Source organism: Bradyrhizobium sp. STM 3843, from assembly GCF_000239815.1.
Taxonomy (GTDB): domain Bacteria; phylum Pseudomonadota; class Alphaproteobacteria; order Rhizobiales; family Xanthobacteraceae; genus Bradyrhizobium.
Genome location: NZ_CAFK01000208.1, coordinates 14,074 through 31,580, shown reverse-complemented (window position 1 = coordinate 31,580; position 17,507 = coordinate 14,074). Strand labels below are relative to the sequence as shown.

The window sequence follows — 17,507 nt, the reverse complement described above, 5'->3', positions numbered from 1 at the left end:
GGCGCAAGCGGAAGGAAGCGATGACAACGCGGTAGAGCATGGCCTCGCCGAAGCTCCGCAGGCCAATTACGGCACCTCGGCCACCATCCCCACGCTCGATCCGGAGCTGGCCCGGCAGCTCGGGCTGCCCACTGCGGAGGACGATGACGAGGCGCTCGCCCGTCCGCCCCGCAACAAGATGGAGGCACTCGGCGTCAGGGCCACCGCGGAAGCGCTGGAGGCGCTGATCCGCGAGGGCCGCCCGGAGTTCCGCAAGGACGACGGCTCGCTGAAGGTGTGGACGCCGCACCGGCCGCCGCGCCCAGAGAAATCGGAAGGTGGCGTTAGCTTCGAGATCAAATCATCCTACGAGCCGAAGGGCGACCAGCCGCAGGCGATCGCCGAGCTGGTCGAGGGCATCAATCGCAACGACCGCACGCAAGTGCTGCTCGGCGTCACCGGCTCGGGCAAGACCTACACCATGGCCAAGGTGATCGAGGCGACGCAGCGGCCTGCCCTGATCCTGGCGCCGAACAAGACGCTGGCGGCGCAGCTCTATGGCGAGTTCAAGAGCTTCTTCCCCGACAACGCGGTGGAGTACTTCGTCTCCTATTACGACTACTACCAGCCGGAGGCTTACGTCCCCCGCACCGACACCTATATCGAGAAGGATTCCTCGATCAACGAGCAGATCGACCGCATGCGCCACGCCGCGACGCGCGCGCTGTTGGAGCGCGACGACGTCATCATCGTCGCCTCGGTGTCCTGCATCTACGGTATCGGCTCGGTCGAGACCTACACCGCGATGACCTTCGCGCTGAAAAAGGGCGAGCGCATCGACCAGCGCCAACTGATCGCCGACCTCGTGGCGCTGCAATACAAGCGGACCCAGCATGATTTCACCCGCGGCACCTTCCGGGTCCGTGGCGATGTCATCGACATCTTCCCGGCGCACTATGAGGACCGCGCCTGGCGCGTGAACCTGTTCGGCGACAGTGTCGAGAACATCGAGGAGTTCGATCCGCTCACCGGCCACAAGCAGGACGAGCTGGAATTCATCAAGGTTTACGCCAATTCGCACTATGTGACGCCGCGTCCGACGCTGGTGCAGGCGATGAAGTCGATCAAGCACGAGCTCAAGATCCGGCTCGACCAGCTGCATGCGCAGGGCCGCCTCCTGGAGGCGCAGCGGCTGGAGCAGCGCACCACCTTCGATATCGAGATGATGGAGGCGACGGGCAGCTGCGCCGGCATCGAGAACTATTCGCGCTATCTCACCGGGCGCCGCCCCGGCGAGCCGCCGCCGACCCTGTTCGAATATGTCCCCGACAATGCGCTGGTGTTCGCCGACGAAAGCCACGTCACTGTGCCGCAGATCGGCGGCATGTTCCGCGGCGACTTCCGCCGCAAGGCGACCTTGGCCGAATATGGCTTCCGCCTGCCCTCCTGCATGGACAATCGCCCGCTCCGCTTCGAGGAATGGGACATGATGCGGCCGCAGACCGTCGCGGTATCAGCCACGCCCGGCGGCTGGGAGTTGAATGAAAGCGGCGGCGTGTTCGTCGAGCAGGTCATCCGTCCCACCGGCTTGATCGATCCGCCGGTCGACATCCGCCCGGCGCGCACCCAGGTCGACGATCTGCTCGGCGAAGTCCGCGCCACCGCGGCAGCCGGCTATCGCTCGCTGATCACGGTGCTGACCAAACGCATGGCCGAGGACCTCACCGAATATCTGCATGAGCAGGGTATCCGCGTCCGCTACATGCACTCGGACATCGACACCATCGAGCGCATCGAGATCATCAGGGATCTGCGGCTCGGCGCGTTCGACGCGCTGGTCGGCATCAATCTGTTGCGCGAGGGTCTCGATATTCCCGAATGCGCGCTGGTCGCGATCCTCGACGCCGACAAGGAAGGTTTCCTGCGCAGCGAGACCTCGCTGATCCAGACCATCGGTCGCGCCGCGCGCAACGTCGACGGCAAGGTGATCCTCTACGCCGACCAGGTGACCGGCTCGATGGAGCGCGCGATCGCCGAGACCAACCGCCGCCGCGAGAAGCAGGTCGAGTACAACACCGCCAACGGCATCACGCCGGAGAGCGTGAAGAAGTCGATCGGCGACATCCTCAACTCCGTCTATGAGCGCGACCACGTGCTGATCGAGACCGGCGGCGGCACCACCACCGACGACGTCATCGCGATCGGGCATAATTTCGAAGCCGTGCTGGCCGACCTCGAAATCCGCATGCGCGAGGCCGCCGCCGATTTGAACTTCGAGGAAGCCGCCCGCCTGCGCGACGAGGTCAAGCGCCTGCGCGCCACCGAATTGGCCGTGGTCGACGACCCCACCGCCAAACAGAAAACGGTACAGAACCGCGCCGGCGCCTACGCCGGCTCCAAGAAATATGGCGACGCCGCCAACCTGCCGACCACGGCGCTGAAGGGCCGCGGTGTGACGGCACGCAGCGGCGCGTCTTCGTCCCGCACGGGCGGACCTTCCGTTCCCTCCCCCCTCGTGGGGGAGGGCCAGGGAGGGGGATCCACGAGTCGCGGCCGTAGTGGCAGCGGCAAATCACGCAACACCGACCCGCTCCTCCCCTCCTACGACGAGATCACAGGCGGCGCTTCACGCAGTAAAGTCCACAAGCCCCATCTCGACGAGATGCACGGCCCGGAGTCCCTGCCCTTCCGTTCCAACCCCAAGCTCCCGGAAAAACCGTTCGGCTCATCCAGCCGCATCATCCAGCCGACCAACTCGCGCGAGTCCGGCCCCGAATTCGGCCCCGCCCCCCGCTCGACGGGCGGCGCCCCGGGCAAGAGAGGTGGCTGGAAGAAAAAGTGAGCACACGGCAACGATCGGCACCGCGCTGCGATGTCTCTCTCCCTGCGTCATTCCGGGGCATCGCGCAGCGATGAACCCGGAATCCATGCTCCCGGGCGATCGTGGTTGGCATTGAGCCGACTAACAGTGCAGCACCACACTTGGGCCTGTGGCTATGGATTCCGGGCCCGCGTCGCTTCTGCGACGCGTCCCGGAATGACGGCGTGAGGACGGCCCACGCCCTACTCTCTAAAAGTAGTCATTGCGATTGGCGCCGTCATAGGCGCCCGACTTCATGCAGCAGGCTTTGAAACCTGCGTCGGGAGCCGCATGGACACAGGTCATTGCGGCCGAGCTTCTCGCTCAACTCGACATCGCCATGAACGAACCGCCGTCCGCGCTTGACGTGAGTTTCTGAAGGGAAAGACTTCCGCCGCTTACGCGTGATGCTGAAAGCTGGGGAGGTTTTCGAGATCATGGATCTTGCGCATGATGACCTCCAATCGGTTGAGCGCGCGGCCGATCGCCGCTCGCGTCTGATACCCGATGGGCCCGGACTTGCAAAGCTCGACGCCGACGTCACGCCAGCAGAGCCATCAAGACTTTCCCGGTTTGGACCGACCGTCGCTCAGCCCTTGCGGAAACTGCGGAAGGTCATCGGTGATGACGAACCACGGCGCCTTGCTGTCGACATGAACATGGAGCTCGGGACGAACGCCGGGATCATCGTCCAGTGGGCCAAGCGGCACGCCGACATATGGAACGCCATCGAACTTCGAAACGATCGGTGAACCGCAGACGCCGCAGAACCCGCGATGAGTGCCCGGCGACGACTCATAGAACGTCACGGCGTCTTCGCCCTGCAACCACTCGAACTCCGATGCTTTCGCGCTGGCGCGGCTTCGGAATGCCGCCCCTTGCGCCTTGCGGCACATCGAGCAGTGGCAGTTGAGCGCGCGGGACAGCGCACCATTGATCCTGTATTTGACGCGACCACACAAGCAACTGCCGCGGATCATGCTCCCTCCTCGCATCACCTCAATACGTCCGCCCCTGCGGCGCGCGGGCATCATAGTGGAAAATCTTCCCGCCCTTCGCCACCACATCCAGAAACGCGCCAACCTCGCGGTTGAGAAAATCGACGTCCGTCGGCAGGAAGCCGCCGGCGGAGGCGTGGCCGTTGGCGCTGCCGGGCGAGATCGTCTTGATCGTCACGTCGGAAATGTTCTTGCCCATCTCGATCGGCTCGAACTCGGGGTTGAGCAGGTCCTTGGTCCCAGTGAGGATTAGCGTCTTGGCCTTGATCGACGCCAATGCCTTGGCGGTGTCGCCGTTGAAACCGGGCGTGGTGCCGACATCGTGCCTGTCATAGGCCCAGGTCTGGTAGATCCAGTCGTCGGCATCGAACGCCTTCAGCACCGCCGTTTCCTGCTGCTCCATCCAGGGCAGCACGTCCAACCCGTTCTTGAACTGCGCCGCATACATGTCGGGCGTGCGCGCGGCCAGCAACGCGACGATGTCGCGCCACAGCCGGATGCCCTGCTCCGGCGGCGTGTCGTAGTTGCCGTCCTTCCACGCGGGATCGTTCATAATGGCCTTGCGCGACGCCTCCATCACCGCGACTGACCAGGCCGGCGTCTTCGCCAGCGGGACGATGGCGACCAGCGAGTCCATGAACTCCGGATGGCTGACGCCCCATTGCAGGGTCTGCATGCCGCCCATGGACGGGCCGACCACGGCGACGACATGGTCGATGCCGAGCTTCTCCTTGAGAAGGCGGTACTGCGACTCCACCATGTCGCGGATCAGGAATTTCGGAAACGCCATGCGCGGCTGCTGCTTCGAATTGCTCGGCGACGTCGTCAGCCCATTGGCGATCGCATCGGTGCAGACGATGAAATATTTGCTGGTGTCGAGCGCCTTGCCCGGCCCGATCATGAAGTCGAGCCGGTGATGATTGCCCGAGATCGCCGTCACCATCAGGATGGCGTTCGACTTCTGCGCATTCAACGTGCCGTGGGTGACGTAGGAGATCGAGAAATCCTTGATCGCCTCGCCACTTTCGAGCTTGAGGTCGCCCTCATTATAGAGCTGGTGCGGCGGCTGCTCCGGCGTGTGAGCCATGGCTGGCCACGACACGAGCAGCGCCGCCGCGAGTGCGGCATTAAATATCCTGATCATCACGTCAGTCCTCCCGATGCCGTCGAGACGCTTCAGCGCGTTCTGGTCGCCCGCGAGCATAGGAGCTGCACGCAACGCGACAAGATCGGCGCAACAGAAATTGCTTTTGGTGCGAGAGGAATAAATTCGGCCAGCTGCGGTTTCGCCGCGCGCGCTCCCACTGCGTCTGACGGGGTTCGGAAGATCACCCTTTGAAGAAATCTGCGGCAGCAAACCATCTGTGATATGTTGTGTGACTGCCCGTCGCGTTACCATGCCGCAGGCAAATTCCCTTGCCGTGTCGGGCAAATCACCACCATCATCTCGCTTGTCCCGCCTCCACATGAGGGGCGTACGCGTCGTCACGATACGTGGGAAGCGGGATGCGGTGGACGCGCGCGGGCTGCACGACGAGCAGCACTGGGCGCGGACGGTGAAGTCGCGTGGTCCTGATACTCCGACGCTAGTATTACGTTGGCGACGATGCATGCGCATCGCGCCGGCAACGGTGGCCAAAAGCCCGGCGCACCGGGGAGAGCGCGTATAAGCCGTAAACCATCGCGCAGGGAAGGCCGGATGTTCGGTTCGTACCTGTGGCTCTGCCGCGTGCTTTTTTGCTGCACGCGGACCATGGGTGCGGTCGGCACCTGGCCTTCCCTGCGCCCTCTATCTTCGAGGGTGATACAAGATGCAAAGCTCGGGCGCGCGATGCGCCGCGAGGATGAGGCGGTGTGTCCGATCCGCTGTCATGCCCCGGGGTCTCGCCTTCGAGCCCGAGGACAGGCTCCAGCGGAGCATCCAGTACCGGGTGGCGTCTCAGCTCAACAACGACCGTCTCTGGAATACTGGTCGCCCGCTTTCGCGGGCGATGACAATCGTTAGCTCATCGGCTGTTTGACAGATGAATCAGAGATAAACGACGCGCGCCCGCGCGCTCTGCTCACGGCGAGATCCGGCCTCGCTGTCCAGATCGTAGACCGTAGGGTGGGCAAAGCGAAGCGTGCCCACCCTGCAGGCGCGGTGCTAATAGCTGCGGTTGGTGGGCACGCGCTTCGCGCTTTGCCACCCTACGCCGAACGGCTCAGGTCCGGCCGTTGTCCTGGCTCTGCTGCTGGCGATCCTGATCGCGCTCCTGCTGCTTGGCACGGTGGCGGCCGTAGAGGCAGCCGGCGGCGGCGCCCAGCATGCCGTGATGGCCGGCATAGTGGCCGGCAACGCCGCCCACGATCGCGCCCTTGATGCAGCCCTTGGCCTCCGCGGCCTGGGCGGACAGGAGTACGGCGGCCGCGACGGACAAGGCGATCAGCGTCTTCATATCGATGCTCCGGAAGGAAATTGTCGCGTCATTAACCACCAGCACAGGCCGCAGTTCCCGATCGATCAGCGGCCGGCACGTTTGCAGCGACATCCGCATCAGCATCGCGCGCGAATCACCCGTCCCATCGCCGCGACCGGGTACGGAGCGACTGTCGCGGTCCTGTCGTTACGCACTGTTCACCCTCTCAGCGATTCCGCACGCTTGCAATCGCGGAGGTGGTTGACGGTCGCAAGCCCCTGCGCGCAACCTGCGAACAACGGCCGGGTTTCCCGTCACGGAGACAGCATGATCGAGCAGACCAACCGCGAACGGGTGCTGCAGCTGATCGATGCCTATGCCGCCGGCGATTTCGACAAGGTGCTGTCGCTGTGCAGCGAGGATGTCGAGCATATCGCCTCGGCGCCGATCGACATCCTCCCGCATCTCGGGCCGCGCCGCGGCCAGAGCGCGGTACGGCAGATGTGGGAGACCGTGCGCAGCCGCTATGTCGAGCGGCGGCACGAGATTCAGGCCCTGCTCGCCGACGGCGACCAGGTCGCGGCCGATATCCGCGTCTACCTCCGCAAGCGCTCCAACGACCGCATCGTCCGCTACGACGTCGCCGTGTTCTATACCCTGAAGGACGGCCGCATCACGCGCATCCGCGAGATCATGGACACATTCGACCTGGTGCAGCAGGTGGTGGAATGCGATCTCGCCGCGCTGGTGATGGAGCATCTGCCGCGCGAGTCGTGAGCGGGTCACGCTGCGGCTGCCCGAATTGCGGAGCGCGCCGTGACGATCGCAATCGGACGCGCGTCCACTCCACGAGAGCGCCGCTGAACGGATGGAGACAGCGCAATTGTGCATTGCAAAAATGTGATTTGCGCCTCGGCAGAATCTGCTTATCTCCAAGCCTCGGAATTTACCAATGGCGCCCTTGGCCGCGACGTCGTGAATGACGTTGCCCGATGGCCGGCGCGCGCTTTGCAAGCCAGTTCAGGACCTATCTTATCATGGCAGAGCACAGTCTCTGGCGTCTGTCGCGTGCGTTGCAGTGCGCGGTCAACGACCGTCATTTCGAAGATCTCGCTGATCTGCTCGACGAGGACGTCGACTGGGCGATCTACGGCCCAATCGACATGTTTCCCTTCCTCGGCGCACGCCAGGGTAAAGCCGCTGTCGTGGAGGCGGTCAGGCAGCTTGCGCATAGCCTGCGCATCCGACGGTTCGAGCGCGAAACCGTGATGCTCGATCGCGACGGGGCGGCATCGATGGTGCGCTGTTTGTTGACGGCGCGTGATTCGGAGAAGCCGATCACCACGCGCTTTGCGCATTTCGCGCAATTCCGAGCCGGCAAGCTGATTCGCCTGCGCGTGCTGGTCGACACGTTCGACCTGGTCGAGCAGACGCTCGGCCGGCCGATTCACCTGCCGCGAATCGGCTCCTTTGCCTGAAAGAGACAGCGCGCAGTGATGGAATCCGGGGGCGGCCGATCTTGTGGACCGGTGTTTTGGATCACGCTTGTCCAACCAACACGTGACTTGCGCAGTCATACGTCTGCGCCCAGATTCCACCATAATGCGGCGTGATTTTCCGCGACGCGCGGGGGTTGGTTCTCATGATGATCGGCAGGTTGACGCTGGCTTTTTTGGCGGCGGGCGCGGGCTTTGCGGCGTCGCCGGTTGTGGCGCAAAGCCTCACACAACCGCCGAAACAGCAGCCGCTGCAGCTGGTACCCTGGCAGCAGATCGCGCCGCCGGCCGATGAGGCGACCGACGATGCAGACGATGCGCCGAAGACCGCCGATGCCGACCCGATGAAGGATGTGGACATCACCAAGCTCGACTGGAGCCAGCTCAATATCGATGCATCCTCCTTTTTCGACCGCCCGGAAGCCAAGGCCAAGTCTGGCAAAGCTGCCGCAGCTGGTGGCAGCAGCGATCTGAACTGGTCGAACAACAACAAGGCGAACGGCGCTTCCGCCGTATCGGTCAAGCAGAGCGTGTCGCCGTTCTGGGATGCGCGGATCGGCGCCGACATGACCGTGACCAAGCAGCCGACCACGATGTCGGAGCTTCTGGCGGAGAAAGCCGATAATGGCGGCAGCGTGCCGCAGTCCGGCGGCAGCGCCTGGGCGGCAGTCACCGCGCCCGGCGCCGGCGCGATCTGGGACAAGACGGCGATCGAAGCGCGCGTCGATCCGAATGCGGACCAGAGCAAGATCGGCACCACCGTCACCAAGGCCGTGCCGCTCGACGGCTACAATCTCTCCCTGCAGAACGGCTACAATTTGAACCAGCAGGGCATGGTGCCGCTGCCCGGCGCCGCGCCGCGCACCAACCGCAGCTTCGACACCGAGCAGTCGGCCAAGCTCTCGATCGGCGACACAGGCACCAGCGTGACCGCCGGGCAATCGCTGTCGTCGAGCGACGACAAATGGCTGCGCAAGGTCGGCGCCGAGCAGAAGCTCTATGATGGCGTCACCATCTCGGGCTCGGTCGGCGAGACTGCGCAGGGCACCACGAGCAAGAGCATCTCGGCGGGATTCAAGCGCAGCTGGTGAACGCCACACATAGGGCAATCCGTAGCTAATGGTCGAAGCATTGCCGCATCTTGGCCGCGATGTAGCCCCATTTCGCCGCAACTGATAGCTCCACGTCACTTTCGCCGTGCGGGACACCGCGCTCGCGTAACGCGCAATAAGGATATAGCCGATGAATGCTATTCGTCCGGACAAGGCCGAAGGAACTGAAACCGAGCTGAGCGCCGATCTCGCGGCGGTCTCCGAGGTCGAAGCCGGAATCCGGGATTTCGTGCGCAACGACATTGCCTATCTGCGTCGCCCGGGCCCCACCAACGGTGCCGATCCCGCGCTTGTCGACGTCTCGACGGACGCCGCGGTCAACAACGTCAATTCACTGATCCAGCGCGTCGCCGGCACCTCGCTGTCGGAGATCGAGCACCTGATCTCGGAGCTCGAGAGCCTGCGCGATGTGCTGCATGCCGAAGGCCAGCGCGTCCAGCGCGAGATCGCCAGCTATGCCCAGCTCAGCCAGGCCGCGATGAAGTCGACCCGCATGATCGCCGAAAGCGTGACGCAGTGGAAGCGTGCCGCCGACGGCCTGCGCAACGGCTAAAGCGACCGCTGAATTCCAATCCACCGCCGCGCGGGCGCCCTCGCGCGGCGGTTTTGGTTTTTCGCTGCAGATGGCTTGAACGTCGGATCAGTCGCCCGCGACCAAAACCCAGCACCGCCATGCCGGCGGTCTTGCATGCGTCGAGGCGCTGACATTTTCATGGAAACGATCCGACCGGAAACCGCCGCTCCCATTCCTTTGCGGCAACCACTGCCGCGGATGGGCAGCATCATCATCCGGTTTGTCGGATTGTTGTCGATCGCCGTCGCCGTGCTAGCGCTGATCTGGAGCCGTTGAGGAGCAGGTCAGTCATTGCCTGCCGAGCGATCGCGACCGCCAAGCATGGTTAACGAAGCGTTACTGACCGTCGATTGCGGTTGCTTCGAGCGTATAGGAACCGTCCGCGTAGCCCTTCACGACCATGCCGGTGGCGAGCATCACCGCAAGCGTCACGCTGGCAAAAATAAAGCCAAGAAGTTTCAGGCCGCCGCGATCCGCCATACTCATCCCCTACCAACTATGTCCTGGGTGGCTGTCTTATAGAGTCGCGGTTCAAAATGCGTTAGCGCGAAGTTTGTTCCGGTAGCACAATCCTGCGTGCCGTGACCTTTTCGCCTCAACCTCTGTTCCGTCGCGGGATGAAGGCGGATGCGAGCAAGGAGAACACCAGCTCGCCGCGTTGATTCGTGCCGGCGTTTCGCGCTTGCACGATCCCCCATTGCGGGCGCGAGGCGGACGGACGCAAGGATTCGATCTCGCTCGCAAAACTGATGGTGTCACCAGCAAGCACCGGCTTGAGCCAGCGCAGATCGCGAAATCCCGGCGAGGGTCCGCCGACGACAACCGGCTCACCGCGGCCGCGCGCGAGCTCCGCAAGGCGTTGATTGTCGGCGACGAGAAGCTTCATGCAGACGCAGCCGACATGCCAGCCGGATGCGGCGAGCCCTCCAAACAGCGAGTTGCGCCCTTCCTCTTCGTCGAGATGAAAGCGCTGCGGATCAAATTGCGCAGCAAAACGTTTGATGTTCTCGGCAGTGAACGTGAACGCGCCGAGCTCGCGCCGTTGGCCAAGCTCGAGATCTTCGAAAAACCGCATCAGCCGCCCCGCCCTTCCCGCCGCTCGACGATGATCGGCGAAATCATCTCGCACAGCGTCTCTCCCGCGGCGTTCCGAACCACGCATTTGAAGGTGACGATGCCGGTCGCCGGACGGCTGCGCGAAACCCGTGCTTCTACGACCTCGACGTCGAGCATCAGATCGTCCCCCGGACGAAGCGGAGAGATCCAGCGCACCTCGTTGACGCCGGGCGAACCGAGCGAGGCCGTGCCGCCGATGAAGCCGTCGAACAGCATCCGCATCATCAGCGAACAAAGGTGCCAGCCCGATCCGGAGAGACCGTTGAGCATGGAAGCGCGGGCCGCCTCCTCATCAAGATGCATCGGCTGCGGGTCGAATTCGGCGGCGAAGCCGACGATCTCCTCGCGTGTCACGTGTTGCGGACCAAAACTGCCGAAATGTCCTTGCGGAAAATCTTCGAAGGTGAGTGTCATGGACTGGTCAATGGCTGAAAGAAGCCCGATTGTGGCCGCACTTTGCGGCAATCACAACCTGCTCACCCGCATGGCTCGTACTCCATACTGCCGAAAGCGACGGCTGCGGCTCTTGGCAGTCACATTCCGGCAAGACCTGGACACGAGGTTGGGACAGATGCGCAGGGTGGGCATTCGGACCAAATCCTGGTCCACATTCGACTCGGGCTGGGGGAGTTAACGATGTTCGAATTTCGCGATTTGTTTCAGTGGGACCGCTTCATCACACCGGCGATCATCAAGACGTTCTACTGGCTCGTGATTGCGCTCGTGATCCTGTTCGGCGTGTCCGGAATCTTCTCCGGGCTCGCTGCAATGGCGATCAGCCCGTTCGGCGGCTTCCTGATGCTCTTGTCATCGATTGCCGGCGTGATCGTCGGCATCGTGTTCTCGCGCATCATCGCCGAGTTTGTCCTGATCGTCTTCCGCATCAATGAGCATCTCGGCGCGATCCGCGACCAGGGCCGGATGCACTGACGGTGTTTACGTATTGAAACGGAAATGCATCACATCGCCGTCGGCGACGACGTATTCCTTGCCCTCGAGCCGGAGCTTGCCCGCCTCGCGCGCGCCGGCTTCGCCGTTGAACGCGACATAATCGGCATAGGCGATGGTCTCGGCGCGGATGAAGCCCTTTTCGAAGTCGGTATGGATCACGCCGGCCGCCGCCGGCGCCTTGGTGCCGCGGTGAATGGTCCAGGCGCGGGCTTCCTTCGGGCCGACCGTGAAATAAGTAATGAGATCGAGCAGCTGATAGCCGGCGCGGATCAGCCGATCGAGGCCGGCTTCCTCGAGACCTAGCGTATCGAGAAACTCGGTCCGCTCCTCGCGCGACAAGGTCGCAATCTCAGATTCGATCTTGGCCGAGATCACGACGGCGACCGCGCCTTCCTTTTCGGCGTTCTCGAACACCTGCCGCGAGAAGCTGTTGCCGTTCTTGGCCGAACTCTCCTCGACATTGCAGACATAGAGCACCGGCTTGGAGGTCAAAAGGCCCAGCATGCCGAAGGCACGCTCCTCCTCCGCCTTACGTTCCAGGAGCCGAGCTGGCTTGCCGTCACGCAGCAGCTCGAGCGCCCGCGTGACGAGCTCGTACTGCTCCTTGGCATCCTTGTCGTTGCCCTTGGCCTTCTTGGCGAGATTGTCGACGCGCTTTTCGAGGCTGTCGAGATCGGCGAGCATCAGCTCGGTCTCGATGGTCTCGATATCAGCAAGCGGCGCGATCTTGCCCTCGACATGGGTGATGTCGGAGTCCTCGAAACACCGCACGACATGCGCGATCGCATCGACCTCGCGGATATTGGCAAGGAACTGGTTGCCCAGGCCTTCACCTTTCGAAGCGCCGCGCACCAGACCCGCAATGTCAACGAAGGTCAGCCGGGTCGGAATGATCTGCCCGGATTTGGCAATCGCTGCGAGCTTATCGAGTCGCGGATCGGGGACGGCGACCTCGCCGACATTCGGCTCGATGGTGCAGAACGGGTAGTTGGCCGCCTGCGCCGCCGCCGTCTCCGTCAGCGCGTTGAACAGCGTCGATTTGCCGACATTGGGCAGCCCGACGATTCCGCATTTAAATCCCATAATCCGTCCCGAATTGCTTTGGCCGGGCGCGCATCATGCAGCGCCGGCATCACCCTTCTCCAAAAAACCTTTGGACTGCAGCGCCAGGTGCACCTTGTTGGCGAAGGTGGAGTCGCGTCCGCCGGTCAACAGCCCTGCATTGTCGGCGACCGCCTCACACAGCGCCTCGACCCACGGCATATCGGCTTTGGCAAAGTCCGACAGCACATGGCCGTGCACCAATTCCTTGACGCCGGGATGACCGATGCCAAGCCGCACCCGGCGATAGTCGTTGCCGATATGCGCCGAGATCGAGCGTAGGCCATTGTGGCCGGCGATCCCGCCGCCCACCTTGACGCGCAGCTTGCCGGGAGCGAGTTCGAGCTCGTCCTGAAACACGGTGACATCACCGGCGCCAATCTTGAAAAAGTTCACGGCTTCCTGCACGGCGCGGCCGGACTCGTTCATGTAGGTCGTAGGCTTCAACAGGATCACCCGCTCGGTGTCGAGCGTGCCCTCCGAGGTCTCGCCCTGAAAACGCCTGTGCCAAGGCGAAAAGCCATGACGCCGCGCGATCGCGTCGGCGACCATGAAGCCGATATTGTGCCGGTTGCGCGCATATTTCGCGCCGGGATTGCCGAGTCCGACAAACAGCAGCATGACGCGGCATCCGCGCTTTAGGCCAATGCTCTGAAGCTCGCGAGGGTGTCGCGAGCTTCAGAAAACATACAGGCTACTTCTTCTTGTCGCCGCCGGCGGGCGCCTTGGCGGCAGCAGCCGGGGCCTTGGCAGCGGCAGCCGGAGCCGCAGCGGCCGGAGCAGCAGTACCCGCAGCAGCGGCGGCAGCGCCAGCAGCCTTCTGCTCGTCGGCGTAACCGGACGGCGGCACGATGGTCACCAGCGTGGCGTCCCCGCGCAGCGGCTTGACGCCGGTCGGCAGCTTGACGTCCGACATGTGCAGCGAGTTGTTGATTTCGAGCCCGCCAACATCGGCCTCGATGTATTGCGGAATGTTTTCCGCCAGACATTCGAGCTCAAGTGTATGGGTGACGATGTTGACCGTGCCGCCGCGCTTCACGCCGGGCGAGGTCTCCGCATTGACGACGTGCAGCGGCACGCTGACGCGGATGGTCGCGCCCTGCCCGAGCCGCATGAAATCGACATGGAGCGGGAAATCCTTCACCGGATCGAGGTGGAAGTCGCGCGGAATCACGCGATGCTTCTTGCCGTCCAGGCTGATGTCGAAAATGGTCGTCAGAAACCGGCCGGCGCCGATGCGCTGGCGCAGTTCACGGTCCTCGACCGAGATCGGCAGCGGGGGCTGGTTATCTCCATAAATCACTCCGGGCACTCTCCCGGCGCGACGCTCTGCCCGTGCGGCCCCCTTGCCGACTGACGGACGGGCGGTCGCCTTCAGTTCTCTGACGGTCGCCATCTTGCTAAGTCCTTGTTTTAAAAAGTTAAAGGCCGCAACGCGGCCCGTTCTCGCAAGTCCAGCGGCAAGCCTCCAGGGGTGCGGGGGCCGCGGACGTGGCGGCGTTCTAGCCGCAAAGCGGCAAAATGACAAGGAAATGAAAGGATTTTCTTGCGCGCTATTTCCCCGCTCGGGGCCCTGTCTACGGCATGTCCCGGGCCCGGCAAACCCCTCGCTCCTTTAGCCGTCCGTCCTCACGCTCCCGATGCCGGCCCCGGCTGCCCACCCCCGAGCTTGCCTTCCAGCACGGCAATCCGCGCCTTCAGCGCCTCATTCTCCTCGCGCGCCAGACGCGCCATCTCCTTGACCGCCTCGAACTCCTCGCGCTTGACGATATCGAGGTCGTTCAGGATCTTCTCGGCCTGGTTGCGGATCACCGTATCGACCTCGCGCTTCATGCCTTGGGCTGCGCCCGCGGCGTCGTTCATCAGTCGACCAAGTTCGTCGAAAAACCGATTGGTGGTCTGGGTCATAAGAAACTCCGCTTCCGCTCCGGGCCCGATCACACAATGGCGATCCAAATGCGTTCGATCAAGGTGCAGCTCGTCTTGTCATGCCGCGGTTTCCTTGTCATCGTATTGATTGCACGACAGATCCCGGCTATCGCGCGATCCAATCGTCCATCAGGCAGGGTGCGCTGAAGCATGTACATCTGGCAGGGCTTAGGGAAAGCCCGTGGTGACCAGCCGACCCCAGGCGCCGTGTACACGAAAGCCTCCGAATGACACCTCTCCTCATCAAGCTTCCCGCCTTCGAGCCGGTCGCGATCGCAATCGGGCCGTTTGCGATCCGCTGGTACGCGCTCGCCTATATCGGCGGCATCGTGGTCGGCTGGCTCTATGCCCGCTCGCTGCTGAAAAAGGACCGGCTGTGGGGCGGGCCGGCGCCGATCTCGCTGGTCCAGCTCGACGATTTCATCCTGTGGGTCACGCTCGGCATCATCCTCGGCGGCCGCACCGGCTACGTGCTGTTCTACAACCTGCCTTTTTTCATGGATCACCCGCTCGAGATCTTCGAATTGTGGAAAGGCGGCATGTCGTTCCACGGCGGTTTCATGGGCTGCGTCATCGCGGTGATCTTGTTCTGCCGCCACAACGGCCTGCCGATCCTGTCGCTCGGCGACATCACCACCGCGGTCGGGCCGATCGGCCTGTTTCTTGGCCGCATCGCCAATTTCATCAACGGCGAATTGTGGGGCCGCACGGCCGATCCCAGCCTGCCTTGGGCCATGATCTTCCCCAATGATCGCACCCAGCTGCCCCGTCATCCGAGCCAGCTCTATGAGGCCGGTCTCGAAGGCATCGTGCTGTTCGTCGTCCTCGCCATCCTGATCCGGTTCGGTGCCCTGAAGCGGCCGGGCCTTACTCTCGGTAGCTTTGTTCTGCTCTACGGCCTGGCGCGCATCACCAGCGAGCATTTCCGCGAACCGGACCCGCAGCTCGGCTTTCTCTGGGGCGGGCTGACCATGGGCATGCTGCTGTCGGTCCCGATGCTGATCGTCGGTGCGATCCTGATCATAAGAGCATTGCGCAAGCCGCAAGATCAGGCCGCGCCATCCCTGCAGGCCCAGCCGTGATCGAACTGTCCCCGCTGCATACCGAGATCAAGCGGCTGATCAAGGCGTCAGGCCCGATGCCGGTGTGGCGCTACATGGAGCTGTGTCTCTCGCATCCGCAGCATGGCTACTACATCTCGCGCGATCCGTTGGGCCGCGAGGGCGACTTCACCACGGCGCCGGAAGTCAGCCAGATGTTCGGCGAGCTGTTGGGCCTGTGGGCCGCTTCGGTGTGGAAGGCAATCGGCTCGCCGCAGCAATTCCATCTGATCGAGCTCGGACCCGGACGCGGCACCATGATGTCGGACGCGCTCCGCGCGCTGCGGGTGGCGCCGCCGCTGTACCAGACGCTTTCCGTGCACATGATCGAGATCAATCCAGTGCTGCGCGAAAAGCAGAAGGCGATGCTGACGGGTATGCGCAACATCAACTGGCACGAGCGATTCGACGAAGTGCCGGAAGGTCCTTGCGTGATCTTCGCCAATGAATATTTCGACGTGCTGCCGATCCATCAGATGGTCCGCCGCGAGACCGGCTGGCACGAGCGCGTGATCGAGCTCGATGACAACGAGAACTTCAGCTATGGCGCGGCCGCCGAGCCGACCCCGGGCTTCGAGACCCTGCTGCCGCCGTTGGTCCGCGCGGCACCCCTCGGCGCCATCTTCGAATGGCGGCCCGACTCGGAGATCATGGCGCTGGCCAAGCGCGTGCGCGATCAGCGCGGCGCCGCGCTCATTATCGACTACGGCCACATCCGCAGCAGTGTCGGCGACACGTTCCAGGCTATTGCGCGCCACACCTTCGCCGACCCGCTGAAGACGCCGGGCCTTGCCGACATCACCGCTCATGTCGACTTCGACGCCTTGGGCCGCGCGGCCGAAGCGGTCGGCGCACGCGTGCATGGGCCGGTGATCCAGGGCGAGTTTCTGCAGCGGCTCGGCATCGAAACACGTGCGCTGACCTTGATGCAGAAGGCGTCGCTCGAAGTCGCCGAGGACATCGCCAACGGGCTGAAGCGCCTGATCAGCGGCGGCCGCGGCGGCATGGGTTCGTTGTTCAAGGTGCTGGCCGTTTCTGATCCCGGGATTCCCGTATTGCCGGCGCTCAGTGACGACAGGACCGAAGCGGGAGCGTCGTGATGGTACTATCATCGGATCTGATCTCGGCCGTTCCCGGATTGCGGCATGCCTTCTTCACCCGTGAAGGCGGCGTGTCCGACGGCATCTATGCCGGACTGAACGGCGGGTTGGGCTCCAGCGACGTGCCGGAGAATGTCCGCGAGAATCGCCGCCGTATGGCCACCCAGCTCGGCGTGGCGCCAGAGAATTTCCTGAGCGTCCACCAGGTCCACTCGCCCGACGTGGTGGTCGCCACTGGTCCTTGGGACAGTCCCGTGCGGCCGAAGGTCGACGCCATCGTGACCCGTACCGAAAATCTGGCTATCGGCGTCACCACCGCCGATTGCGGTCCGGTCCTGTTCGTCGACCCGACGCGGCGCGTGATCGGTGCCGCGCATGCCGGTTGGAAGGGCGCGCTCACCGGCGTTCTCGAAGCAACCCTCGATGCCATGGAAACGCTCGGCGCCGAGCGCCAACAGATCGTCGCCGCCATCGGTCCGATGATCCGGCAGCCGAGCTATGAGGTCGGCGCCGAATTCGTGGAGCGTTTTCTCGACGCCGATGCCGACAACACGATCTTCTTCCTGCCGTCGGCACGCCAGGGACACGCGTTATTTGATCTCGCCGGCTTCATCCGCATGCGGCTGGAAAAGGCCGGCGTGCTCATGATCGACGATCTCGGCCATGATACCTATGCCGACGAACGCTTCTTCAGCTACCGTCGCTCGGTGCACCGCAAGGAGCCGGATTATGGCCGCCATGTGCACGCGATCGTCCTCGAAGGCTGAAGCTGGACCAAACTGTGACATCATC

The 17,507-nt window shown here is 63.5% G+C and carries 20 protein-coding genes; 9 read left to right on the top strand and 11 right to left on the bottom strand.

All coding sequences use genetic code 11. The features are described from left to right. A partial coding sequence (gene uvrB, locus BRAS3843_RS22285) for an excinuclease ABC subunit UvrB (RefSeq protein ID WP_083841415.1) occupies window positions 1-2,821 on the top strand: 2,821 nt, incomplete at its 5' end. Between the two features lie 256 nt (window positions 2,822-3,077). On the opposite strand, the gene BRAS3843_RS39760 is transcribed toward uvrB, so the two are convergent. From BRAS3843_RS39760 to BRAS3843_RS22270, 4 genes are all read right to left on the bottom strand, one after another. Continuing rightward, the gene (locus BRAS3843_RS39760) at window positions 3,078-3,278 is read right to left on the bottom strand and encodes an SEC-C metal-binding domain-containing protein (RefSeq protein WP_083841414.1); all 201 of its coding nucleotides are present in this window, start codon (window positions 3,276-3,278) and stop codon (window positions 3,078-3,080) included. 118 nt (window positions 3,279-3,396) lie between these two features. Further along, window positions 3,397-3,819 (bottom strand): GFA family protein, encoded by a 423-nt coding sequence (locus BRAS3843_RS22280; RefSeq protein ID WP_008971316.1) that lies wholly within the window; start codon window positions 3,817-3,819, stop codon window positions 3,397-3,399. A gap of 19 nt (window positions 3,820-3,838) precedes the next feature. Continuing rightward, window positions 3,839-4,981: an alpha/beta fold hydrolase gene (locus BRAS3843_RS22275; RefSeq protein WP_035982456.1), complete on the bottom strand. Its 1,143-nt coding sequence runs from the start codon at window positions 4,979-4,981 to the stop codon at window positions 3,839-3,841. Window positions 4,982-6,041: 1,060 nt separating this feature from the next. Next, window positions 6,042-6,275 (bottom strand): hypothetical protein, encoded by a 234-nt coding sequence (locus BRAS3843_RS22270; RefSeq protein ID WP_035982455.1) that lies wholly within the window; start codon window positions 6,273-6,275, stop codon window positions 6,042-6,044. A 288-nt stretch (window positions 6,276-6,563) separates the two neighbouring features. Here BRAS3843_RS22270 and BRAS3843_RS22265 point away from each other — a divergent pair, with 288 nt between their 5' ends. From BRAS3843_RS22265 to BRAS3843_RS22250, 4 genes are all read left to right on the top strand, one after another. Further along, window positions 6,564-7,013 carry a nuclear transport factor 2 family protein gene (locus BRAS3843_RS22265; RefSeq protein ID WP_008971312.1) on the top strand — a complete coding sequence of 150 codons (450 nt, stop codon included), beginning with the start codon at window positions 6,564-6,566 and terminating at the stop codon, window positions 7,011-7,013. Window positions 7,014-7,273: 260 nt separating this feature from the next. Beyond that, the gene (locus BRAS3843_RS22260) at window positions 7,274-7,714 is read left to right on the top strand and encodes a nuclear transport factor 2 family protein (RefSeq protein ID WP_035982453.1); all 441 of its coding nucleotides are present in this window, start codon (window positions 7,274-7,276) and stop codon (window positions 7,712-7,714) included. Between the two features lie 164 nt (window positions 7,715-7,878). Next, window positions 7,879-8,823 (top strand): hypothetical protein, encoded by a 945-nt coding sequence (locus BRAS3843_RS22255; protein WP_008971310.1) that lies wholly within the window; start codon window positions 7,879-7,881, stop codon window positions 8,821-8,823. Window positions 8,824-8,974: 151 nt separating this feature from the next. Then, entirely contained in the window at window positions 8,975-9,397 is a 423-nt protein-coding gene (locus BRAS3843_RS22250) for a hypothetical protein (RefSeq protein ID WP_008971308.1), read from the top strand. Between the two features lie 357 nt (window positions 9,398-9,754). Here the strand turns inward: BRAS3843_RS22250 and BRAS3843_RS41635 are convergent, their stop codons facing one another. The 3 genes from BRAS3843_RS41635 to BRAS3843_RS22235 form a co-directional block, all read right to left on the bottom strand. Further along, on the bottom strand, window positions 9,755-9,898 hold the full coding sequence (locus BRAS3843_RS41635) for a hypothetical protein (RefSeq protein WP_008971307.1): 144 nt from the start codon (window positions 9,896-9,898) through the stop codon (window positions 9,755-9,757). Between the two features lie 115 nt (window positions 9,899-10,013). Then, window positions 10,014-10,493, bottom strand: coding sequence for a MaoC family dehydratase (locus tag BRAS3843_RS22240; RefSeq protein ID WP_008971306.1), 480 nt, complete (start codon window positions 10,491-10,493; stop codon window positions 10,014-10,016). Beyond that, window positions 10,493-10,948, bottom strand: a complete 456-nt coding sequence (locus tag BRAS3843_RS22235) for a MaoC family dehydratase (protein ID WP_008971305.1) — start codon at window positions 10,946-10,948, stop codon at window positions 10,493-10,495. The genes BRAS3843_RS22240 and BRAS3843_RS22235 overlap by 1 nt, the downstream gene beginning before the upstream one ends. 222 nt (window positions 10,949-11,170) lie before the next feature. Here BRAS3843_RS22235 and BRAS3843_RS22230 point away from each other — a divergent pair, with 222 nt between their 5' ends. After that, complete coding sequence (locus tag BRAS3843_RS22230; protein ID WP_035982450.1) at window positions 11,171-11,464, top strand: DUF4282 domain-containing protein; 294 nt, start codon at window positions 11,171-11,173, stop codon at window positions 11,462-11,464. Between the two features lie 6 nt (window positions 11,465-11,470). Here BRAS3843_RS22230 and ychF read toward each other — a convergent pair whose 3' ends face one another. The 4 genes from ychF to BRAS3843_RS22210 form a co-directional block, all read right to left on the bottom strand. Next, window positions 11,471-12,568, bottom strand: a complete 1,098-nt coding sequence (ychF, locus tag BRAS3843_RS22225; protein ID WP_008971303.1) for a redox-regulated ATPase YchF — start codon at window positions 12,566-12,568, stop codon at window positions 11,471-11,473. Window positions 12,569-12,601: 33 nt separating this feature from the next. After that, complete coding sequence (pth, locus tag BRAS3843_RS22220) at window positions 12,602-13,207, bottom strand: aminoacyl-tRNA hydrolase (RefSeq protein WP_008971302.1); 606 nt, start codon at window positions 13,205-13,207, stop codon at window positions 12,602-12,604. A gap of 73 nt (window positions 13,208-13,280) precedes the next feature. Further along, on the bottom strand, window positions 13,281-13,982 hold the full coding sequence (locus BRAS3843_RS22215; RefSeq protein ID WP_008971301.1) for a 50S ribosomal protein L25/general stress protein Ctc: 702 nt from the start codon (window positions 13,980-13,982) through the stop codon (window positions 13,281-13,283). Window positions 13,983-14,215: 233 nt separating this feature from the next. Next, the gene (locus tag BRAS3843_RS22210; protein ID WP_008971300.1) at window positions 14,216-14,494 is read right to left on the bottom strand and encodes an accessory factor UbiK family protein; all 279 of its coding nucleotides are present in this window, start codon (window positions 14,492-14,494) and stop codon (window positions 14,216-14,218) included. Window positions 14,495-14,742: 248 nt separating this feature from the next. Between BRAS3843_RS22210 and lgt the strand changes: the two genes are divergently transcribed. Genes lgt through pgeF form a run of 3 tightly spaced genes read left to right on the top strand, consistent with a single transcriptional unit; the run spans window position 14,743 to window position 17,482 of the window. Then, window positions 14,743-15,597, top strand: coding sequence for a prolipoprotein diacylglyceryl transferase (gene lgt / locus BRAS3843_RS22205; protein WP_008971299.1), 855 nt, complete (start codon window positions 14,743-14,745; stop codon window positions 15,595-15,597). Further along, window positions 15,594-16,715: a class I SAM-dependent methyltransferase gene (locus tag BRAS3843_RS22200; protein WP_008971298.1), complete on the top strand. Its 1,122-nt coding sequence runs from the start codon at window positions 15,594-15,596 to the stop codon at window positions 16,713-16,715. Before lgt ends, BRAS3843_RS22200 begins: the two co-directional genes overlap by 4 nt. Next, window positions 16,715-17,482 carry a peptidoglycan editing factor PgeF gene (gene pgeF / locus BRAS3843_RS22195; RefSeq protein ID WP_008971297.1) on the top strand — a complete coding sequence of 256 codons (768 nt, stop codon included), beginning with the start codon at window positions 16,715-16,717 and terminating at the stop codon, window positions 17,480-17,482. The genes BRAS3843_RS22200 and pgeF overlap by 1 nt, the downstream gene beginning before the upstream one ends. The last annotated feature ends 25 nt before the right edge of the window (window positions 17,483-17,507 follow it).